Source organism: uncultured Mucilaginibacter sp. (assembly GCF_913773635.1).
Classification (GTDB): Bacteria; Bacteroidota; Bacteroidia; order Sphingobacteriales; family Sphingobacteriaceae; genus Mucilaginibacter.
The window spans coordinates 33,933-52,354 of record NZ_CAJYGQ010000004.1 but is presented as its reverse complement, the minus strand read 5'-3'; the positions used below and the strand labels follow the sequence as shown (position 1 = coordinate 52,354).

Sequence of the window (18,422 nt, the reverse complement as noted above, 5' to 3'; positions counted from 1 at the left end):
GTACAATATAAAGGCAATATGAAATAAGTCTAAATTAGTGAAGCTCAGAGACGAGAGCCAAGAAACAGGAGCCAAGATTTTTAAAAGTTCCGGGAAAACAACTTGTTTCCTGGCTCTTGTCTCTTACTTCTTTCTTTAAATCACCATCCTGCTCAGCCTGTCGTGCAATATCTGGTTAAGTTCGAGCATGGCAAAGGTGCCTTCAAGAAGCTCTTTAAGGGCGATAATTTGCAGGATGCTGAGGAAATAGCAATGGTTGCAGGCGCAAATAAACACCATTTCTATTTCAGGCGATTTACCACTGTCTAATATCAGCTGCTCAATATCAACGCGGTAAATAGATTTTTTGAGGAGTAATAATGTGCGGTAATCAAACTTTACTAACTTACCCGCAAAGTCAATATACCAACAGCCTTCACGGTCACTTTGGTATACAGTTCCGGCTTTAGTGCCGAACACTTCGGTAAATCTATCAGTAGTTTTAGTTTTAACCCCGGTCATCATCTTACTGAGGCAAATTTAGCATTATTTAGAAGCAGTCCAAATACTATTAAGAAAAATTTTTAAATGAATCCATTGGCAAAATCAGTAAGATAACATTGCAAGGTATGTAGCAATCTGTGTTTATAAGTCAATCACGAACTTCAAAAGGGAACCGTCTTTAAGACAATTCCCTTTTATCATATAATAGATCCGCCTCAGGCGGAAGACGAGACCTTACTCGTTTAAGAACACGAACTGGTTATCAAACATGTCCAGCTTTATCTTGCTATCCTTATCAACCTTACCGGCCAGTATTTGCTTGCTCAACTCATTGAGTATTTTCTTTTGGATAACCCTTTTTAGCGGACGTGCGCCGTACTGCGGATCGTAGCCCAGCTGTGCCAGCCAGTCGAGGGCCTCGGGGGTTGCTTCAATTTGAATACCCATTTCGTTGAGGGTTTGTTGCAGCCCTTTGAATTGGAGTTTCACGATCTCCCCTATCTCATCTCTACCTAGTGGGGTAAACATGATGATCTCGTCGATACGATTTAAAAACTCCGGGCGGATGGTTTTTTGCAGCACTTCAAACAATTGGTTCTTGGTACGAGCCATTACCTCTTCCTTATCGCTATCCTCAAAATTTACAAAGTTCTCCTGTATAATGTGCGAACCAATGTTGGAGGTCATGATTACGATGGTATTCTTGAAGTTTACCACGCGGCCTTTATTATCAGTTAAGCGACCATCATCCAGCACCTGCAACAATATGTTAAATATATCGGGGTGGGCTTTTTCAATCTCATCTAACAGGATAACGCTGTATGGTTTACGGCGCACGGCTTCGGTTAACTGTCCGCCTTCATCGTAACCCACATAGCCCGGAGGCGCACCAATTAAACGGCTAACGGCGTGGCGTTCCTGGTACTCCGACATATCAATACGCACCATCGAATGCTCATCATTAAACAGGAACTCTGCCAAAGCTTTGGCCAGCTCGGTTTTACCCACGCCGGTTGTTCCTAAAAAGATAAACGAACCAATTGGCTTACGCTTATCCTGTAAACCGGCACGGCTACGGCGAATGGCATCGCTTATGGCCTCTATGGCTTCTTCCTGACCAGCCACACGTTTGTGCAGTTCCTCTTCCAAATGCAGCAGTTTTTCACGCTCGCTCTGAATCATTTTTGATACCGGGATACCTGTCCAGCGCGATACCACACCGGCGATATCATCGGCCGTAACTTCTTCCTTCAGCATACGGTGATCTTCCTGATCCTGGCGCAGAGCCTCTTTCAACTTTTCTACTTCGGCTTCGGTTTCGCGAATGCGGCCATACCGTAGCTCGGCAACCTTGCCATAGTCACCCGCACGTTCGGCCTGGTCGGCTTCCAACTTGTAAGCTTCAATAGCTTCAATTTTGGTGTTGATGCCATCAACCAAATCCTTTTCACCCTGCCATTTGGCACGTAACGAATCGCGCTGTGATGATAAATTGGCAATTTCCTCGCTCAGGTCTTTCACCTTGCGGTCGTCGCCCTCCCGTTTGATAGCCTCGCGCTCAATTTCAAGCTGCATAATACGGCGTTCCAGTTCGTCAACTGCTTCGGGCACCGAGTTCATCTCAAGGCGAAGTTTTGAAGCGGCCTCGTCCATTAAGTCAATAGCCTTATCGGGCAAAAAGCGGTCGGCAATGTATCGTTGCGACATTTCAACCGAAGCAATTATGGCTTCGTCTTTAATGCGCACTTTATGGTGTGCTTCGTAACGCTCTTTTAATCCACGTAAAATTGAAATAGCGTCGGCTGCATCAGGCTCATCAACCAGCACACGCTGAAAACGACGTTCGAGGGCCTTATCTTTTTCAATATATTTTTGATACTCATTGAGTGTAGTGGCACCTATGGCACGTAACTCGCCGCGGGCCAAGGCCGGTTTAAGAATATTTGCCGCATCCATAGCACCTTCGCCACCACCGGCACCAACCAGGGTATGTATCTCATCAATAAAGAGAATAATCTCCCCATCGCTTTTAATTACCTCGTTCACTACGGCTTTCAGGCGTTCTTCAAACTCACCTTTGTATTTTGCACCGGCAACCAACGCACCCATATCAAGCGAGAAAACCGTTTTGGTTTTCAGGTTATCTGGCGCATCGCCTTTGATAATGCGAAAAGCTATACCCTCGGCAATGGCAGTTTTACCTACGCCCGGCTCGCCTACCAGTACCGGGTTATTTTTGGTACGGCGGCTTAATATCTGTATTACGCGGCGTATCTCTTCATCGCGGCCAATAACAGGGTCCAATTTGCCTGATTCGGCATACTCGTTCAGGTTACGGGCATATTTGTTCAGGGCATTATAAGTAGCTTCGGCGTTTTGGTCTGTTACTTTGCTATCGCCACGCAAACTTATAATAGCGGTTTTGAGATCTTTTTCGTTTACGCCATAATCTTTAAGGGCGCTGCTAACCTTATCGTTTACCGATAGTATACCCAGCAGAATATGCTCCACTGATACAAACTCGTCTTTAAATTCCTTTAAGTAGCTCTGCGCTTTTTGCAGCGCTGTATTGGTGTTTGAAGACAAGTATATATTACTGCCGCTTACCTTTGGAAACGCTTCAATTTGCGTATCAAGTGTTTGGTTTAAACGGCTTATATTTACATTCAGCTTCTTTAAAAGATAGCTGATTACATTTTCGTCAACCAGTAACAAACCTTTCAGCAGGTGGGCATTCTCAATGGCCTGTTGCTGATTACCGGTTGCTATTTCGGATGCCTTTTGTACAGCCTCCTGTGCTTTGATGGTAAAGTTGTTAAAATTCATGGTAACAACTACCATTCAAACTGTTTGCCAGTATTACTTTCCTGAAAAAAAGTCAGCCTTAGTTAAATATTAAACGTCAATTTGTCTTTTAAACATAAATAAACACGTTAAAGCTAAGTTCATAACATCTGCCAATATCACTTGCAGTTTCCATAAGGTTAAAAACCAAAACACTTGGGTTAAAAATCACCCATTAGAGCTGAGCTCTTTTATCCAATTTTGATTAAAACCTTTAGTTTTGACTCAAACACTTATCAAAATTGGAAACCTACTACTTTAAAAGCATTCCAAAGCTTTACCGTGTTGGCTATCAAAAGTTTTATACGCTTCAAAACTTAAGCACGGCACAAGTTGCTGCCATAATATTCTTTGTACTTAGCGTTGCCATACGGCTGTTTATAACGCTGCTTCCACCTTCGCTAACACGCATCCATAACTTTCCAGAATTTAGCGCAGCAAACTGGGCAACTATAATTATTACGCCGTTATTTTACCTTTCTGGCGCCTTTTTAATTAAAAAAATTAAAACGTACAGAAACGGGCTGCAATTGTCACTCGCTCATATTCTATTGTTCAGTACGTATCTACTTGCCTGCGGAATTGTGTTTACGTTTATGGCCACTTCTGATCCAAGCCGCAACATCATAATTTATATGGTAGCATTAATTGCAGTTGGTGGTGTTTATACTTTTGAGTATCAGGAAAGTATTTTGCTTACGCTTGTAAACATACTGTTGTTCAGCCTTATCTTGCTTTATACCCATGCCGACCCTACTGAGATTTTATATAACGAACTGTTACTCATAGTGCTGGCCGGAATTTTCTTTTTTGTATCAAGGCATATTTACTCGTACCGGGCCAGCCAGTATATACAGTTTAAGATGATAAAGGAAAAAAACGTGGAAATTGAAAAGGCAAGTGCCTTTAAAAACGACGTTTTAGGAATGGTTGCACATGACCTCCGCAATCCTATAGGTGCAGTTGAATCAATTGCCCAACTTATTGAAATGGACGAGCTGGATGATGACATGCAGGAGAACATGAATATGATCAAGGCATCATGCCGAAAAGCATTGTCCATTATAAATGATTTACTTGAGGTTGCCCGCAATGACAACAGCAACCAAATGACCGAAGCCCTTGTTGATATGAATAGCTTTTTGCAAGGTATAGTGCAGGTTTGGCAACATGTAAGCAGCTTTACCAATGAGTTGGTACTTACCTACCCGCAACAGCCTGTACATGCACTTATTGACCAGGAGAAGTTTCATCGCGTTATAGATAACCTAATTAGTAACGCAGCTAAGTTTTCAAAAGATAAAGAGAGAATTGAAATACTATTAAGTGAAAAAGACACTTATGTGCAAATTGATGTGAGAGATTATGGAATGGGTATCCCCGAACCGCTTTTGCCAAATATATTTGATAGGTTTTCAAAGGCGGGCAGGCGCGGATTGAAAGGTGAAAAATCAACCGGCTTAGGCCTAAGCATCTCAAAACAAATAGTTGAGAAGCATCATGGGCGTATAGATGTGCAAAGTATTGAAGGCAAGGGAACCACTTTTAGTATAAGATTGCCACGGCTGAAAAATTAAAGGTTATTAACTTTAAATTAGCGCACAAGCTAGCAGGAATTATATTGTTTAAAGCCTATTAAAGAGGCTAAACGCCCTACTATATTAGTTAAAAACCTACAGGGTGTATTTTTTTTGAAACAATATAAAAATTGCTACAATTAGTCCTTTTTCAATGGTTTAGCTACTTCTTTACACATTACATTAACGATACAATCGCCTGTTGCAATTATATCAAAAGTTGAATTGTGGCTATTAAATTGTATCACCAAAGTGTACCCAAGCGTACTGATTAATTATTTACCTAATCATGTGAGAGTTATGAAAAAGGCGTTTACTTTATTTTCGGCGGTATTTACGCTGATGTGTTTACTGGTAATTATCTTATTTAAGATTAAAGAGCCGCATTATTAACCTCGTTTTTTAAACCTAACCTTTCGGGCATCTGTATAAACCTTATTTACATCGTTTATGCAGATGCTTTTTTATTATATCTCCGGTGCCGGATCACGGTAAAATTTAGAACTGAAGTTCACCAGGAATAGTTCCTTTGTTGCCCGCGTACATGCTGTGTAAAACCATCTCAAAAAATCGGTATTAAGCATTTCATCTGTCAAATACCCCTGATCTATAAAAACAGATTCCCATTGCCCACCCTGAGCCTTATGGCAGGTAACCGCATAAGCAAACTTAATTTGCAAGGCGTTGTAGTACGGGTTTTTCTTAAGCTCGTTGAGTCTGTCGCGCCGGGCGGGTATATGCTCATAATCTTTCATGGCCTCTACAAAAAATGTTCGTTGATCTTCCTGCGGTAAGGCAGGGGCATCAGTATATAACGTATTCAGCAATACTTTGCAATCAATTACAGGGTCTTCGGCGTAATCAATAAACTCAATTTGTACATCAGCAAATCTGAAACCGTACATATCCTCAATACGCCGCACCTTTTTTATACGGGCAATATCACCATTGGCTATAAAGCCGGTACTCCCCTCCTCGCGTTCCGGCAGCCAGAAATAATTATTACGAACCACCATTACCTGATCGCCGCCTGTAAGTTCTTCTTCGCGGTAAAGTATGCGGTTGCGTATTTGTTGATTATACAGGTTGGCATTTTTGTTCGACCGGCAAATTACCAGGGTACCATCATGCCCATATTTACTGTAAGCATAATTCAACCCTTCCTCAAGCCGCTCACCCGTCATACGGTAAACATCTTTAAACCCTTTAGTAATAATCTGCGGAAATACTTCCTGCTCCTGCCTAATAAGTTCGCGTACGGCGGTAACATTGCTTAAAATCCCCGAATCTTTTTGCTGCCTAAGTACATCAGTAAGTTCAAAGCCAAAAACCTGCAACGCAAATTCCTCTTTCAGTATGCGCGCATCAAGCGCCGGGCTAAAATCGGCTCCAACAGGTGGAAGCTGTGCAGTATCTCCTACCAGCATCAGTTTACAATTTTTCATGTTGTAAACGTAATTGACCAAATCATGCAGTAAGGTACTGTAACTACCGCCACTAACCTCATCAGATATCATTGACGCTTCGTCAACAATAAAAAGGGTATCTTCAGAAAGATTTGGGGCAAGCATAAACGCCTCATCCATGTTCATGGCCGACTTTTTACGGTATATACGTTTGTGAATGGTATATGCTTTGCGCCCCGAATAACTTGTGATAACCTTTGCCGCCCTGCCCGTTGGCGCCAATAAGGCCGACTTTAAACCATAGGCTTTAAGAGCTTTCACTAAAGCGCTTACAACGGTTGTTTTACCTGTACCAGCATAACCTTTAAGTAAAAAACACTCGTGGCCGTTATTGCTTAATAAAAACTCATGCAGCCGTTTAAACAGCTCCTGTTGCTGCGGAGCTGGCTGATGCGGAAATGATTTACTTAATTGCTCTGATGCTGGCATGATTCAAAAAAGGCCCTAAACCTTAACAAAGCAATGAAAAAATAGTTACTTTTGAGCGTTGCTATGAACGATTCGCTGTATCATTATATCGACCCGCAGTTTAATTATACCCAGGTTGGAAATTACACACTATTGCTGCAACTAAGCGAAACAAACTTTTCGCTGGCGGTAACGCACGGTGATAAGTTAATGGTTTGGCGGCATGATGCGCCTTTAACTGAGCTTACACAACCAGGCGAGGTGCAGGAAGTACTCAACTTTCACTATGCTAACGTAGTTACCGGCATCAAATCATCTGCTTTTACACTTGTACCGCAAGGTTTGCTTGATCAGGAAACCACCATTGATACTGCACGGCTATTAGACGTTAAGCCCGAAGACACTGTATTTTCACAGCCGCTTGATGACAGCAATGATGTTATATTTAAGGCTACACCAGCCGTAACACAAGCCATACAGCGCTTTGGCAACGAACGAGTAATATTTGGCGCAAGCGGTTGGTTACAAGCTATTGCAAGCAGCCAGCCATCGGGTTATCATTTATATATCAATATTTACCATCAGCAATTTGATGTTGCCTATTTTAGGCAGGGCAAGCTACAACTGTTTAACACCTTTGATTTTACCCACGAAGATGAATTGGCTTACTATACCGCTTTTGTTTGTCAGCAACTAAAGCTTGATATGAGTACAGTATCGGTTGTATTAAGTGGCAGTATTGCGCACAACGACATGCGATATCACAATATTCTTACCGATATTTTTAAAACGGTAGAATTAAACAACACATCGGTGGTACAACAATCGGGAACTTTGCCTGCTCATCAGTTTTTGTCTCTTACTGCACTATCGTTATGCGCATCATTGGCGGACGCTTAAAAGGATTACGCCTTAATCCGCCTAAAAACTTACCTGTAAGGCCCACAACCGACCTGGCAAAAGAAGCCCTTTTCAATATTCTGCAAAATCAAATTGAGCTGGAAGGCATTAAGGTACTTGATCTGTTCAGCGGCACGGGGAATCTTGCACTTGAATTTGCATCGCGCTACGCGCAAAACGTAGTTGCCGTTGATCGTAGTATTCATTGTGTTAACTACCTTAAGGAGGCAGCGCGACAACACGGACTTGATCAAATAAAAACCTTTAAGGCCGATGTATTTAAATACCTTGATATTGAAACTGAAGGTTACAACCTGATTTTTGCCGATCCGCCGTATGACCTTAGCCGCATACCCGAGATACCTAAAATTGTATTTGACCGGAACCTGTTACTACCAGGTGGTTTGCTTATTGTAGAACATCAATCGATGCAAAACCTGAGCAATCATTCCAATTTTGCCGAACAGCGCCGTTACGGGCATTCGTCTTTTTCATTCTTTTGGATGAAAGAGCATGAAGAGGCAACTGGCGAGGAACAGTAATTTAAGCGCTATTCATGCGTAGATAAAAAAGTATAACGCGTGCCTCATATCAACTTTGATAATATTGATTATTTAGCTAATGGCACCAGCCGGCAGCAGAGTGCCTACCGCACCTTAATTAGTCTTAATATTTTATCAATACTGCAACCATTTGAAGCCGTACTGGCCGGAACAATTCCTCTTAATATTGATATACAAGGAAGTGATTTAGACATCTTATGTCATTATACGGATAAAGATTTCTTCATGAATACGCTACTCAAAGAGTTTTCGTTTCTTGACAGATTTAAGATTTACGAAACGTCAATAGCCGGAACAGATGCAGTTGTTGCCAACTTTTTTGCTGATGATTGGGAAGTTGAGGTATTTGGCCAAAGCATACCGGTTAAACAGCAGTTTGGCTACCGTCACATGATTATTGAACATCAGTTGCTTGAATATAAAGGGGAATCTTTCAGGCAACAAATTATACAGCTTAAGCAGCAAGGCTATAAAACTGAGCCTGCTTTTGCCAAAGTTTTAAATTTAGAAGGCAACCCATATATTGCCTTGCTTGATGTAGATCCAAGCAAACATTAAATAACTTTTATTTGATGGCGCCTTAACAAGCCAATAAGGCTATCAGCAGTGAAGCTTGCCTTTTTAATAGTATTTACTTCGGGATCGATATCAAAATTTGCAGCTGTTGTAAAGTCAACCGAACTAAGATCGGTGCGGTGAAATATTGCACGGTCAAGGTCACAATGCTGAAATTTGGAACCTGTAAGATTAGTTTGTGAAAAGTTTACCTCTTTAATTGAAGATTTACTGAAGTTTGTTTTAAGCATCTTTTTCCCGCTGAAAGATGCATAGTCGAGCACACAGCTCTCAAACTCAACGCTAAACATAAAGTCGCTGCATTCGTGAAAGTTTATTCCAAGCAGTTTGCAATTCTTAAAAACAGTGCTGCTTAAAGTTGCCTGTGAAAGCTTTAACATAGATAAGTTACAACCATCAAATACACAATCAATAAACTTATTATTGCCAAAGTTGCCGTTACTCAGGTCGCATTGCTTAAACACACAGTCCTGAAATTCTTTACCGTTAATAATCTCGCCTGCGTAACTTAACTTTTCAAATGTTACGCCATCGTTGTATTGTTGTTGCATAGCTAATGTCATAGAGTAGCCAAAACAACATATTTTAATTAACAAAAGCTATATAAACCATAACCTGATACATGCGTTGTTTTAGTTATGAAAAGGAAACACCTGTTTATGATTGTACTTGTGGCACTAATTGTAAGTGCTTATGTATATACATTGGTGTATTTTTCCTCAACACCTGCCTCACTGGCTGGTGCCAGCCAAAAAAATGTTTTCTACCAGCATAAAACTATTCCAGTAGTACTTAAAACAGAAATTCTTGCCGCTTTGAAGTATTATCCCGAATTAAAAGATACGCCTATTGATTTCATATTCGATCCCAATACCAGCAAGTCGATAATGCTGTCGCAACCTGTGGTTGGCACATTTTTCAGGGGGCAAAAAAAACGAAGTTACGTGATCAAAATTAATCCTATGTTTCACATGGTTCACCGGTCAATGCCAATTGAGGACGCGCCAAATGATGTGTTGATAGGTTGGATAGGACATGAGCTGGGGCACGTTATGGACTATCACAATCGCAACAACTGGCAACTGATTGGTTTTGGCATAAGCTATTTAAGTTCCGAAAAATCATTAATGCAGGCCGAGCGTAATGCTGATAAATATGCGGTGCAGCACGGGCTTGGCAATTACATCATCAAAACCAAAAACTTTATACTCAACAATCATGATTTACCGCCCGAGTATATTGCACGCATTAAACGCTTGTACCTTTCGCCCCAGCAAATACTTGACTTAATTAAGGAGTTAAAAAAGCCAATTACCGAAAACTAGTTACGTGCCTTACTTACAAATTCTTCCCACTCCAAAAACTGATCTTCTTTCATAACGCGCGGAATTTTTACCTGCCCGCCCAGTTTTTTGTTGGTTTCGGCCCAACGGTGAAAAATCTCAACAGGTATGGTTACCACCTCAACATCCTTGAGGGCACGCGTTCGGGCAACTGCGTAGTTTTTATTGTTATTACGTAACGTTTCGTCAAGCTCTTTTGCCAAACGTGCATCATCAACTTCACTATCGGCACTTATATACCACCGGTCAATTAAATCATCGCCCCTGTGTACAGTAGCAACTATAAACTCCTCCATCGAACAGTTGTACTTGTGGCACATCTCCTGTATGGCTTTGTTCATTTGCAGAACTGATAACTGTGAACCTGCTACGTTTAAGAACTGCTTGGTACGGCCGGTTATCTTAATCTCATGGCGGCTTACATCGGTAAAGGTAACCGTATCGCCTATGGTGTAACGCCACGCACCCGATACTGTTGATATGAGCAATATGTACTCTTTGCCCTCCTCTATCTGAGCAAGCGTAAGCACTTCGGCGCCAATAGCTACGCTGCCATCTTCGGTAACGTTACCCTCCTCAAAAGGTACAAATTCAAAGTATATGCCGTTGTCTACAACCAAAGCCATTGAAGAAGTTTCGGGGCGCTTTTGCATAGCCATAAACCCTTCCGATGCCAAATAAGTATCAATGTAAATAAGCGGATGAGCCATCAGCTTTTCAAGGCTTTTACGGTAAGGTTCAAAGTCAACCCCTCCTGTTGTATACACCGCCAGATTAGGCCATATTTCGTGAATGTTATTTAGGTTATGCTCTTTAATGATGGTTTTTAGCATCAGTTCAATCCAAGCCGGAATGCCTGACAGGCTGCCTATATCCCAGTTTGGTGCCTGCCGGGCAATCTCTTTAATTTTCGCATCAAAATCACTTATTGATGCAATGTCTTTTCCAGGCTTGTAATATCCTCTAAACCAAAATGGAATATTGCTTGCACTTATACCGCTAATTTCGCCGGCCTTGTGTCCGTTGATATCTTTTAAATCGGTACTGCTGCCAAGCATTAATATTTGCTTTTCAAAAAAATCGGCGGGTAAATCAAAATTAGCAAGCGCAGCAACCTGCTGCATACCCGAGCGTTTGATAGCTGCAAGCATATCATCGGTTACGGGTATAGTTTTACTGTGACTTGTGGTACCACTGCTTAAGGCCAAATAATGTACAGCGCCAGGCCAGGTAACGTCAGTTTCATTATTAACCACCCTGTGCCACCATTCCTTTTCCATACGGTCATAATCAAAAACCGGAACTGCCCTGGCAAAGGCTTGTGCTACATCGTTGTTTTCTAATATTTCTTTAAAATGGTAATGTCTTCCAAACGCAGTGTTGGCTGCTTTCTCAAGCATTTCTTTTAAAACTTCGTTTTGTGCCTCTATGGGGTCGGGGTCCTTTATTACTTTGTCAGTAAAGTCAATTGCCGCTTTAATAAGTTCGCCTATGATTGCCATTGAGTGTATGTTGATGAAAACTGATACTCATAACAGTTGTAGGTAAGAAATGATTGTACAAACAACAAGTATTTGCCGAAAAGCTATTCACATTATCCGGTCAAAAAATTTAACTTTGCCATACTCCAAAAAGTAACTATGAAAATTGCCCTTTTCCCCGGCTCGTTTGATCCTGTTACCAAAGCACATGTTGATATTGTAAAACGCTCGGTAGGTTTATTTGATAAACTTTACATAGGCATTGGTGTAAACAGTTCAAAACAAAGCTTTTTAAGTATAGAGCAAAGGCAGGAAATGCTACGGGCAGTTTTTGAAATGGAGCCAAAAATCCACATCATTGCTTACGAAGGGCTTACTGTTGATTTTTGTAAAAGCATTAATGCAAATTACATGATACGCGGCATACGTACTGTATCAGATTTTGAGTATGAAAAGGCCATAGCGCAAATGAATCACGCTCTGGCCCCTGATATTGAGAGTATTTTTATAGTGAGCAAACCGGGTTACTCATCTATCAGTTCAACAATTGTACGCGAGGTTTTAAAGCACAATGGCGATGTAAGCCAATTTATTCCGAAAGAGGCGCTGGAACATCTGAAAGCAAATCGCGCTTAAGCAAAACATCCATAATTGAAGGGAAGGTATTATTTACTACCATATTAATGTCGCTGCGGTTCATCCAACGCACTTCGGTTATACCCTCTTCAACCTGCGGTTTTAGTTTGGCCTTGCCAAAATACTTCATTTTATACCAGTAGGTTTTCTTTAAAACTACTTCGCCGCGGCTAGTGTAAGCGTGGTAAGTGTTCACAATTTTCTTTCCACATTTATCAATGCTGATGCCGCATTCTTCTTCAACTTCACGCACGGCACCTTCTTTAGGCTTCTCACCTTTCTCAAGTTTACCTTTAGGAATATCCCATTTACCATTCCTGAAAATGAAAAGATAATCGCCTTTATCATTCTTAACTAAGCCACCTGCAGCTTCAATAAGTGTAACACTTTTCATTACTTTTTTAAGGTATGCTTTGGCGTTATTACAAAGTATGTAGTAATACAACCTGGTGTTGTCGGCAACAATTTTATGATACAAAGTTTTCATATCAAATGATTGCTGATCAAGCTGTTCGTACTGCTCAGGCTGAGCAGGTACCGTTTCTGTAATTAAAACAACCTTCTGGTTGATATAAATTCTGTATTTTTGCGCCATGTTTAATAAAAATGAGATTGAACAGCAAGTGGCCGAATTCCTGCTGCAAATTAAAGCAATTAAATTGCAACCCGATAATCCTTTTACATGGGCATCGGGATGGAAATCTCCAATTTACTGTGATAATCGCGTAACCTTGTCTTATCCGGCTATACGTACGTATATACGTCAAAAATTGAGCCTTGTAATTCAGGAAGAATTTGGCTCGGTACAGTGCATTGCCGGTGTAGCTACTGCAGGCATCCCACAGGGAGCGCTTGTAGCACAAGAATTAGGGTTACCATTTATATATGTACGCTCAAAACCCAAAGAGCACGGTACCGGATCAATGATTGAGGGCGAAATTATGCCGGGTAAACGTGTTGTGGTCATTGAAGACTTAATTTCCACAGGCAAAAGCAGCCTTCAGGCGGTTGAAGCACTACGTGAGGCAGGATGCGAAGTGGCAGGCCTGGCTGCAATTTTTAGCTATGGCTTTGATGTTGCCGAAGATAATTTCAAAAAAGCTAAATGCAGATATGTAACCCTTTCTAATTACAATGCCATGCTTAAGTTTGCCGAGGAGCAGCAGTACATTAATAAAGATAGTGTTGCGCTGCTGCAAAAATGGAGGGAAACCCCTTCTGAGTGGGGCAAATAAAAACATAAAAAAACAGGCTGCATTTAACAATGACAGCCTGTTTGCAATTTATAAGTTGATGCTATGCGGCTAATGAGCCGCAGGCTTGTAATTATAATTAAAAAGCCTTTTTGCTTTGTGAGTTATATAATGCAACTATTACATTTACAACTACCAATCCTGCGATTACTATTAACATAATATTGATTTTATTTGTTACTAATTTAACGCAATCATACATCCATAAGTTACTTTTTGGCATGTTTTTAAGCACTTTTCCGAATATTTTAGCAATCGCTGTATAGCCTTTAATAAATTAACAAAATATTTATTCTTAAGTTAAGAATATCAAATTGTTAAAACATTCTCATGGGGCGTAAAATCGCATCATAAACTCTTGTAATTGTTGAATTTGATGCCCAAAACGCGTAAGTGTGGCATTTTTACCGTATTTTTGCTCAAATTCTTTTTAAAAGAACGGCATGATTACAGTATCTAATTTATCGTTGCGCTACGGTAAGCGCACCCTGTTTGAGGATGTTAATTTAAAATTTACCCAAGGTAACTGCTACGGCATCATTGGTGCCAATGGTGCGGGTAAATCTACTTTCCTTAAAATATTATCGGGCGAAATTGATCCATCAACAGGTTCGGTAAGCTTTACACCAGGCGAGCGTATGGCGGTTTTAAAACAAAACCACTATGAGTTTGACGAGTTTCCGGTAATTGATACTGTACTTATGGGGCACAAAGAACTTTATGCCACCATGAAAGAAAAGGATGCCATTTACCTTAAAGAAGATTTTACAGATGCTGATGGTGAACGTGCCGGTGAGTTAGAAAACATTTTTGCTGAAATGGACGGCTGGAATGCTGAAAGTAACGCCGCTACCCTGTTAAGCAATCTTGGTATCAAGGAAGACCTGCACTATAAGTTGGTAAACGAGCTTGATGGCACGCAAAAAGTACGCGTGCTGTTAGCGCAGGCACTATTTGGCAAACCAGATATTTTACTGCTGGATGAGCCTACCAACGATTTGGACATCCATACCATTAACTGGCTTGAAGACTTTTTGGCCGGCTATGAGGCTATTGTTTTGGTAGTATCTCACGATCGCCACTTTTTAGATACTGTTTGTACCCACGTAGTTGATATTGATTTCGGCAAAATGACCATATTTACCGGTAACTACACCTTCTGGTATCAATCAAGCCAGCTTGCCCTTAAGCAGCGTGCCGATCAGAACAAGAAACTGGAAGATAAGGTTAAAGAGTTACAGGAATTCATTAGCCGTTTCAGCGCTAACGCATCTAAATCAAAACAAGCTACCAGCCGTAAAAAAGCACTTGATAAGATCAATCTTGATGAAATAAAGCCATCAAACCGTAAATACCCGGCTATCATGTTCAACCAGCAAAGCCGCGAGGCCGGTGACCAGATATTGCAGATTGAGAACCTGAGCAAAACGGTGAACGGAGAAGTGATGTTTGCCAACGTTAACCTTATGGTAAACAAGGGCGATAAAATTGCTATATTATCACAAAACAGCCTTGCAACATCTGCCTTTTATGATGTTTTAACCGGCCGCGACGAAGATTATACAGGCAGCTTTAAATGGGGGGTTACCATTAACCCAGCTGATATTCCTATTGATAACGCCGATTACTTCACGGGCAAAGACCTTAATTTGGTTGATTGGTTACGTGAGTATTCTACCGGTGATAAAGACGAGCAGTTCATCCGTAGTTTCCTTGGCCGTATGCTATTCTCAGGTGAGGAAGTTTTGAAAAATTGCACTGTACTTTCGGGTGGCGAAAAAATGCGTTGTATGTTTAGCCGCATGATGCTGCAACAACCTAACCTGCTTATTTTTGATGAACCAACCAATCACCTTGACTTGGAATCAATTACTGCCCTGAACAACGGCATGAAAGATTTTAAAGGCACCATATTGTTTACCTCACGAGATCATGAGCTTACCCAAACAGTTGCAACACGTGTTATTGAAATTACTCCTAACGGCGTAATTGATAAAATGATGAGCTACGATGATTATATAAGCAACGATGCGGTACAAAAACAGCGTGAAGAAATGTACGCTTAAGCTATCTAAGTTATAAATAAAAGAGGGTTTGTAAAATGCTTCACAAACCCTCTTTTATTTACTTTCAATTATAACTTGTCAAAATCTATATCCAAGATTTACATAAACAAACTTTCCTTCTTTTGAATGGCCAAGCGTTGCCTGTATCAAAAACAATTCGGCAGGCACTAAAAACAAGCCTCCTCCGTAACCATCGTGCCATTTAGATGATTTTTCGCCCGGAGTCCATACCCGGCCAATGTCATTAAAACCAATTAAACCCAAAGTTCCGGGAAATAAGAAAGAGTTGAAGTTGAGCACTCGTACACGGGCTTCAATGTTGTTGTATACCATGCTTTTACCGGTAAACCTCCAGGTGCGAAATCCTCTTAAATTATCAGATCCACCTAGCTTTAATTGCTGAAAGTACTCAGCATGACCAATTGTTGTACCACCGCCAAAACGTGTAGCCAGTACGAAGGTTGAATCGTGCCCTAAGTCGTTATAAAAGCTAATTTCTGATAGCAGCTGACCATAACGGCTATTATCCTGGTTTAACTGCTGTAAACCACGCAAAGTGGTATTCATGTAAATACCTTTGGTTGGTAATATAGCACTGTTACGGGTATCAATTTCGGCACCGGCTATTAAACCCGCATAGGTTTTGTTGCTGAAGACATTGTCGCCCGGGTTTTGAATATTGAATTGCTGTAAAAACTTATTGTTATTATCGCCTCCGTCAGCATGGTAATATTGCCCGGTTACACCTGCACTCAGTTTAACCTTACCGTAGGTATGCGCTAATCTTACATCGCCATACAAGTGATCGTACCGGTTACGGAAGTAATTAATCCACTCGCTGTCTTTCTCAAAGAATGTTTCGTTACCTACGCCAAAAAAGTTACTGATGTTATGCGGCCCCCTGGAGGTAATATGCACCATCAAATCATTTTTACCAATAAGCTGTTTAAAATCGGCATTATAACGTATAAGGAAAGATTTACGACCGAATGCATAATTAACCAGGAACTCTTGTCGCCAATCATAAGGCACTTTACGGAAACCTTGTTTGGTAAAAGCATATCCCAGCGAAAGGATTACACCGTAATCATTATTATAACGTGCATATACAATGGGTTCAGGTCGGTTATATTCAAAGTTCTTTCTTTCGTAGTAAGTAACACCCGTATCTGTTGAGGTACGTATTTTGGCAAGGCCCTTATCGGGCAGTATGTTTTGCTCGTCTTTGCGGTCGTACACATACAAGCGACCACGATTGTCAACTTCTTTATTAACGGTAAAGGTATCAACGCTGCCCTTGGCGCCAATCATACGTATTTTAATCGGAGACTTTCCGGTGCCTTTTACTTCAAATTTATCACCGCCTCCAAAGCCGTAAATACGCACTTCTTTAGTAACATCAGGCTTAAAGGTACGCTTGTAAACCTCGCGCCCCAGCGAATTGTCTTTTTTGATATTACGTATAGTCAACTTAACGTCGCCGCTGTCTTTAAGATCAATTTCAATATGCTCATTTTTTTCGCTTGCCGGTACATCAACCTGGCCCGATATAAACCGGTAATACTCCAGCCCCATCTTCATAAGGTTATCACGCCGTGCCTTTACAGTTTGGGTGATTTTTTGTCCTGATAGCTTATAAACACCCGGAGGCATGCGGTGCATAGCCTCATCAATAACTTTGTCAGTTAAGTGCGTTTGCACATAGGCTATCTGTTCTTTCCAATCCTTTTCGTTAAGTTCTCTTAAAAAGTACCTGTCGAAAAATCTGCCATTGAAATTCCAGGCGCCTATATCCCTTATCTCGTTATTGAACGGCTGGAATTTTGCCTTCAAAAACTGGTGAGCTACTATCCAGGGTAAAACGCCCGATGTTTTGTAATAAACCTGATCACGATCGCGCGGAATGGGAGTATACATGGTTTTATCTCCATCTTTCTTCTTATCCCAACGCCACTGATCGTCGTGGCGGTCCCAATCGCCAATTACCTGGTCAAATAAACGGGCTCTTAAAGTAAGCTTAGCATCAAACTCTACATCGTTATCTTCTGCCAGTTTTCGCTGTACTTTCTTTGTGTTATCTGTTTTCTCTGATTCAAGCGGCTCTCGCTCTTCAAATAAAAACACACTGTTTTTATAGTCCTTGCTGTATTTACCTAAAACCGGGTCATCACCAACATAAACTATCTCAGGGTTTGAGTGTGGTATTTTCAGGGCATCAGCCATTACAGGCACCGTTAAAGCTGCAAATGGGTTTGCGGTACTGGTTTGATCTTGTATAATGGCTTTAGTTAAACCTGATCGTAATGATGGAGGTAAAACACGCTCAGGATATTTTTGCACAGAACGCAGTACCCATTCCTGTCCCGTTTTGTCTTTTAACCGCAAAGATTTGGTTTGCATACCACCGCCCTTTTGTTCAATCTCCAGGCCGCCTTTTTCTTTACTTAGGTCAATTATGCGAACTTTTACCGGCAAGCCCCACTCTTTTCGGTAATTTTCGCCAAGTAAAATACGATGTACACCACTTACATCGTTGTAATCGGGTGCAACAGCAACAGTAATACTATCGGCCTTGCGTTGGGCCAGTACGTTAATTGCAGGAGTTATTAAACCTGCGGTTAATAGGTATGATAAGTAATGTTTTTTCAAAGGCATTTTAATAGAACGGCCGGTTGTATTTATAATAAATTAGTAATCAATAACATTAAAAGATGTTTTTTGTGACGGCCGGTTTACTCAACTACAAAATATTTATTAAAAAGTTGTTAAAGCAGGTTATTTAGTTTAAAGCGAGTGCCCTGTAAAGCTTTATAAAAGTTTATAAGC

At 41.0% G+C, this 18,422-nt stretch carries 15 protein-coding genes; 8 read left to right on the top strand and 7 right to left on the bottom strand.

Annotated elements, in window-relative coordinates:
- Positions 1 to 135: 135 nt before the first annotated feature.
- Both QZ407_RS03495 and clpB read right to left on the bottom strand, forming a co-directional pair.
- Positions 136 to 504 (bottom strand): hypothetical protein, encoded by a 369-nt coding sequence (locus tag QZ407_RS03495; protein ID WP_295767719.1) that lies wholly within the window; start codon positions 502 to 504, stop codon positions 136 to 138.
- Positions 505 to 717: 213 nt separating this feature from the next.
- Positions 718 to 3,309: an ATP-dependent chaperone ClpB gene (gene clpB / locus QZ407_RS03490; protein ID WP_295767717.1), complete on the bottom strand. Its 2,592-nt coding sequence runs from the start codon at positions 3,307 to 3,309 to the stop codon at positions 718 to 720.
- Between the two features lie 260 nt (positions 3,310 to 3,569).
- On the opposite strand from clpB, the gene QZ407_RS03485 reads away from it, so the two are divergent.
- Positions 3,570 to 4,904 (top strand): HAMP domain-containing sensor histidine kinase, encoded by a 1,335-nt coding sequence (locus QZ407_RS03485; protein ID WP_295767715.1) that lies wholly within the window; start codon positions 3,570 to 3,572, stop codon positions 4,902 to 4,904.
- 467 nt (positions 4,905 to 5,371) lie between these two features.
- Here QZ407_RS03485 and QZ407_RS03480 read toward each other — a convergent pair whose 3' ends face one another.
- Entirely contained in the window at positions 5,372 to 6,799 is a 1,428-nt protein-coding gene (locus tag QZ407_RS03480) for an AAA family ATPase (protein ID WP_295767713.1), read from the bottom strand.
- 63 nt (positions 6,800 to 6,862) lie between these two features.
- On the opposite strand from QZ407_RS03480, the gene QZ407_RS03475 reads away from it, so the two are divergent.
- The 3 genes from QZ407_RS03475 to QZ407_RS03465 are packed head-to-tail and all read left to right on the top strand — an operon-like array spanning position 6,863 to position 8,799.
- On the top strand, positions 6,863 to 7,678 hold the full coding sequence (locus tag QZ407_RS03475) for a DUF3822 family protein (RefSeq protein ID WP_295767711.1): 816 nt from the start codon (positions 6,863 to 6,865) through the stop codon (positions 7,676 to 7,678).
- Positions 7,654 to 8,220 carry a 16S rRNA (guanine(966)-N(2))-methyltransferase RsmD gene (gene rsmD, locus QZ407_RS03470; protein WP_295767710.1) on the top strand — a complete coding sequence of 189 codons (567 nt, stop codon included), beginning with the start codon at positions 7,654 to 7,656 and terminating at the stop codon, positions 8,218 to 8,220. The genes QZ407_RS03475 and rsmD overlap by 25 nt, the downstream gene beginning before the upstream one ends.
- Before the next feature lie 39 nt (positions 8,221 to 8,259).
- Complete coding sequence (locus QZ407_RS03465; RefSeq protein ID WP_295767709.1) at positions 8,260 to 8,799, top strand: DUF4269 domain-containing protein; 540 nt, start codon at positions 8,260 to 8,262, stop codon at positions 8,797 to 8,799.
- Here the strand turns inward: QZ407_RS03465 and QZ407_RS03460 are convergent.
- Positions 8,796 to 9,368, bottom strand: coding sequence for a pentapeptide repeat-containing protein (locus QZ407_RS03460; protein WP_295767707.1), 573 nt, complete (start codon positions 9,366 to 9,368; stop codon positions 8,796 to 8,798). The genes QZ407_RS03465 and QZ407_RS03460 overlap by 4 nt on opposite strands.
- Positions 9,369 to 9,455: 87 nt before the next feature.
- Between QZ407_RS03460 and QZ407_RS03455 the strand changes: the two genes are divergently transcribed.
- Positions 9,456 to 10,142, top strand: coding sequence for a hypothetical protein (locus tag QZ407_RS03455; protein WP_295767705.1), 687 nt, complete (start codon positions 9,456 to 9,458; stop codon positions 10,140 to 10,142).
- Here QZ407_RS03455 and QZ407_RS03450 read toward each other — a convergent pair.
- Positions 10,139 to 11,662, bottom strand: a complete 1,524-nt coding sequence (locus QZ407_RS03450; protein ID WP_295767703.1) for a GH3 auxin-responsive promoter family protein — start codon at positions 11,660 to 11,662, stop codon at positions 10,139 to 10,141. The genes QZ407_RS03455 and QZ407_RS03450 overlap by 4 nt on opposite strands.
- A gap of 138 nt (positions 11,663 to 11,800) precedes the next feature.
- Here QZ407_RS03450 and coaD point away from each other — a divergent pair, with 138 nt between their 5' ends.
- Positions 11,801 to 12,277: a pantetheine-phosphate adenylyltransferase gene (gene coaD, locus QZ407_RS03445; protein ID WP_157539755.1), complete on the top strand. Its 477-nt coding sequence runs from the start codon at positions 11,801 to 11,803 to the stop codon at positions 12,275 to 12,277.
- Here the strand turns inward: coaD and QZ407_RS03440 are convergent.
- Complete coding sequence (locus QZ407_RS03440; RefSeq protein WP_157539756.1) at positions 12,231 to 12,872, bottom strand: NUDIX domain-containing protein; 642 nt, start codon at positions 12,870 to 12,872, stop codon at positions 12,231 to 12,233. The genes coaD and QZ407_RS03440 overlap by 47 nt on opposite strands.
- Between QZ407_RS03440 and pyrE the strand changes: the two genes are divergently transcribed.
- Positions 12,871 to 13,512, top strand: coding sequence for an orotate phosphoribosyltransferase (gene pyrE, locus QZ407_RS03435; RefSeq protein WP_157539757.1), 642 nt, complete (start codon positions 12,871 to 12,873; stop codon positions 13,510 to 13,512). The two genes, QZ407_RS03440 and pyrE, sit on opposite strands and share 2 nt — an antisense overlap.
- A gap of 461 nt (positions 13,513 to 13,973) precedes the next feature.
- Entirely contained in the window at positions 13,974 to 15,596 is a 1,623-nt protein-coding gene (locus QZ407_RS03430) for an ATP-binding cassette domain-containing protein (protein WP_157539758.1), read from the top strand.
- A gap of 78 nt (positions 15,597 to 15,674) precedes the next feature.
- Here QZ407_RS03430 and QZ407_RS03425 read toward each other — a convergent pair whose 3' ends face one another.
- A complete protein-coding gene (locus QZ407_RS03425; RefSeq protein WP_295767699.1) occupies positions 15,675 to 18,251 on the bottom strand; it encodes a BamA/TamA family outer membrane protein in 2,577 nt (858 codons plus the stop codon).
- Positions 18,252 to 18,422 lie beyond the last annotated feature (171 nt).

Coding starts and splice junctions, on each gene's coding strand:
- coaD (WP_157539755.1), top strand. CDS start 11,801: ATGAAAATTGCCCTTTTCCCCGGCTCGTTTGATCCTGTTACCAAAGCA.
- QZ407_RS03495 (WP_295767719.1), bottom strand. CDS start 504: ATGATGACCGGGGTTAAAACTAAAACTACTGATAGATTTACCGAAGTG.
- QZ407_RS03450 (WP_295767703.1), bottom strand. CDS start 11,662: ATGGCAATCATAGGCGAACTTATTAAAGCGGCAATTGACTTTACTGAC.
- QZ407_RS03480 (WP_295767713.1), bottom strand. CDS start 6,799: ATGCCAGCATCAGAGCAATTAAGTAAATCATTTCCGCATCAGCCAGCT.
- QZ407_RS03475 (WP_295767711.1), top strand. CDS start 6,863: ATGAACGATTCGCTGTATCATTATATCGACCCGCAGTTTAATTATACC.
- QZ407_RS03460 (WP_295767707.1), bottom strand. CDS start 9,368: ATGCAACAACAATACAACGATGGCGTAACATTTGAAAAGTTAAGTTAC.
- QZ407_RS03430 (WP_157539758.1), top strand. CDS start 13,974: ATGATTACAGTATCTAATTTATCGTTGCGCTACGGTAAGCGCACCCTG.
- pyrE (WP_157539757.1), top strand. CDS start 12,871: ATGTTTAATAAAAATGAGATTGAACAGCAAGTGGCCGAATTCCTGCTG.
- QZ407_RS03425 (WP_295767699.1), bottom strand. CDS start 18,251: ATGCCTTTGAAAAAACATTACTTATCATACCTATTAACCGCAGGTTTA.
- rsmD (WP_295767710.1), top strand. CDS start 7,654: ATGCGCATCATTGGCGGACGCTTAAAAGGATTACGCCTTAATCCGCCT.
- QZ407_RS03440 (WP_157539756.1), bottom strand. CDS start 12,872: ATGGCGCAAAAATACAGAATTTATATCAACCAGAAGGTTGTTTTAATT.
- QZ407_RS03455 (WP_295767705.1), top strand. CDS start 9,456: ATGAAAAGGAAACACCTGTTTATGATTGTACTTGTGGCACTAATTGTA.
- clpB (WP_295767717.1), bottom strand. CDS start 3,309: ATGAATTTTAACAACTTTACCATCAAAGCACAGGAGGCTGTACAAAAG.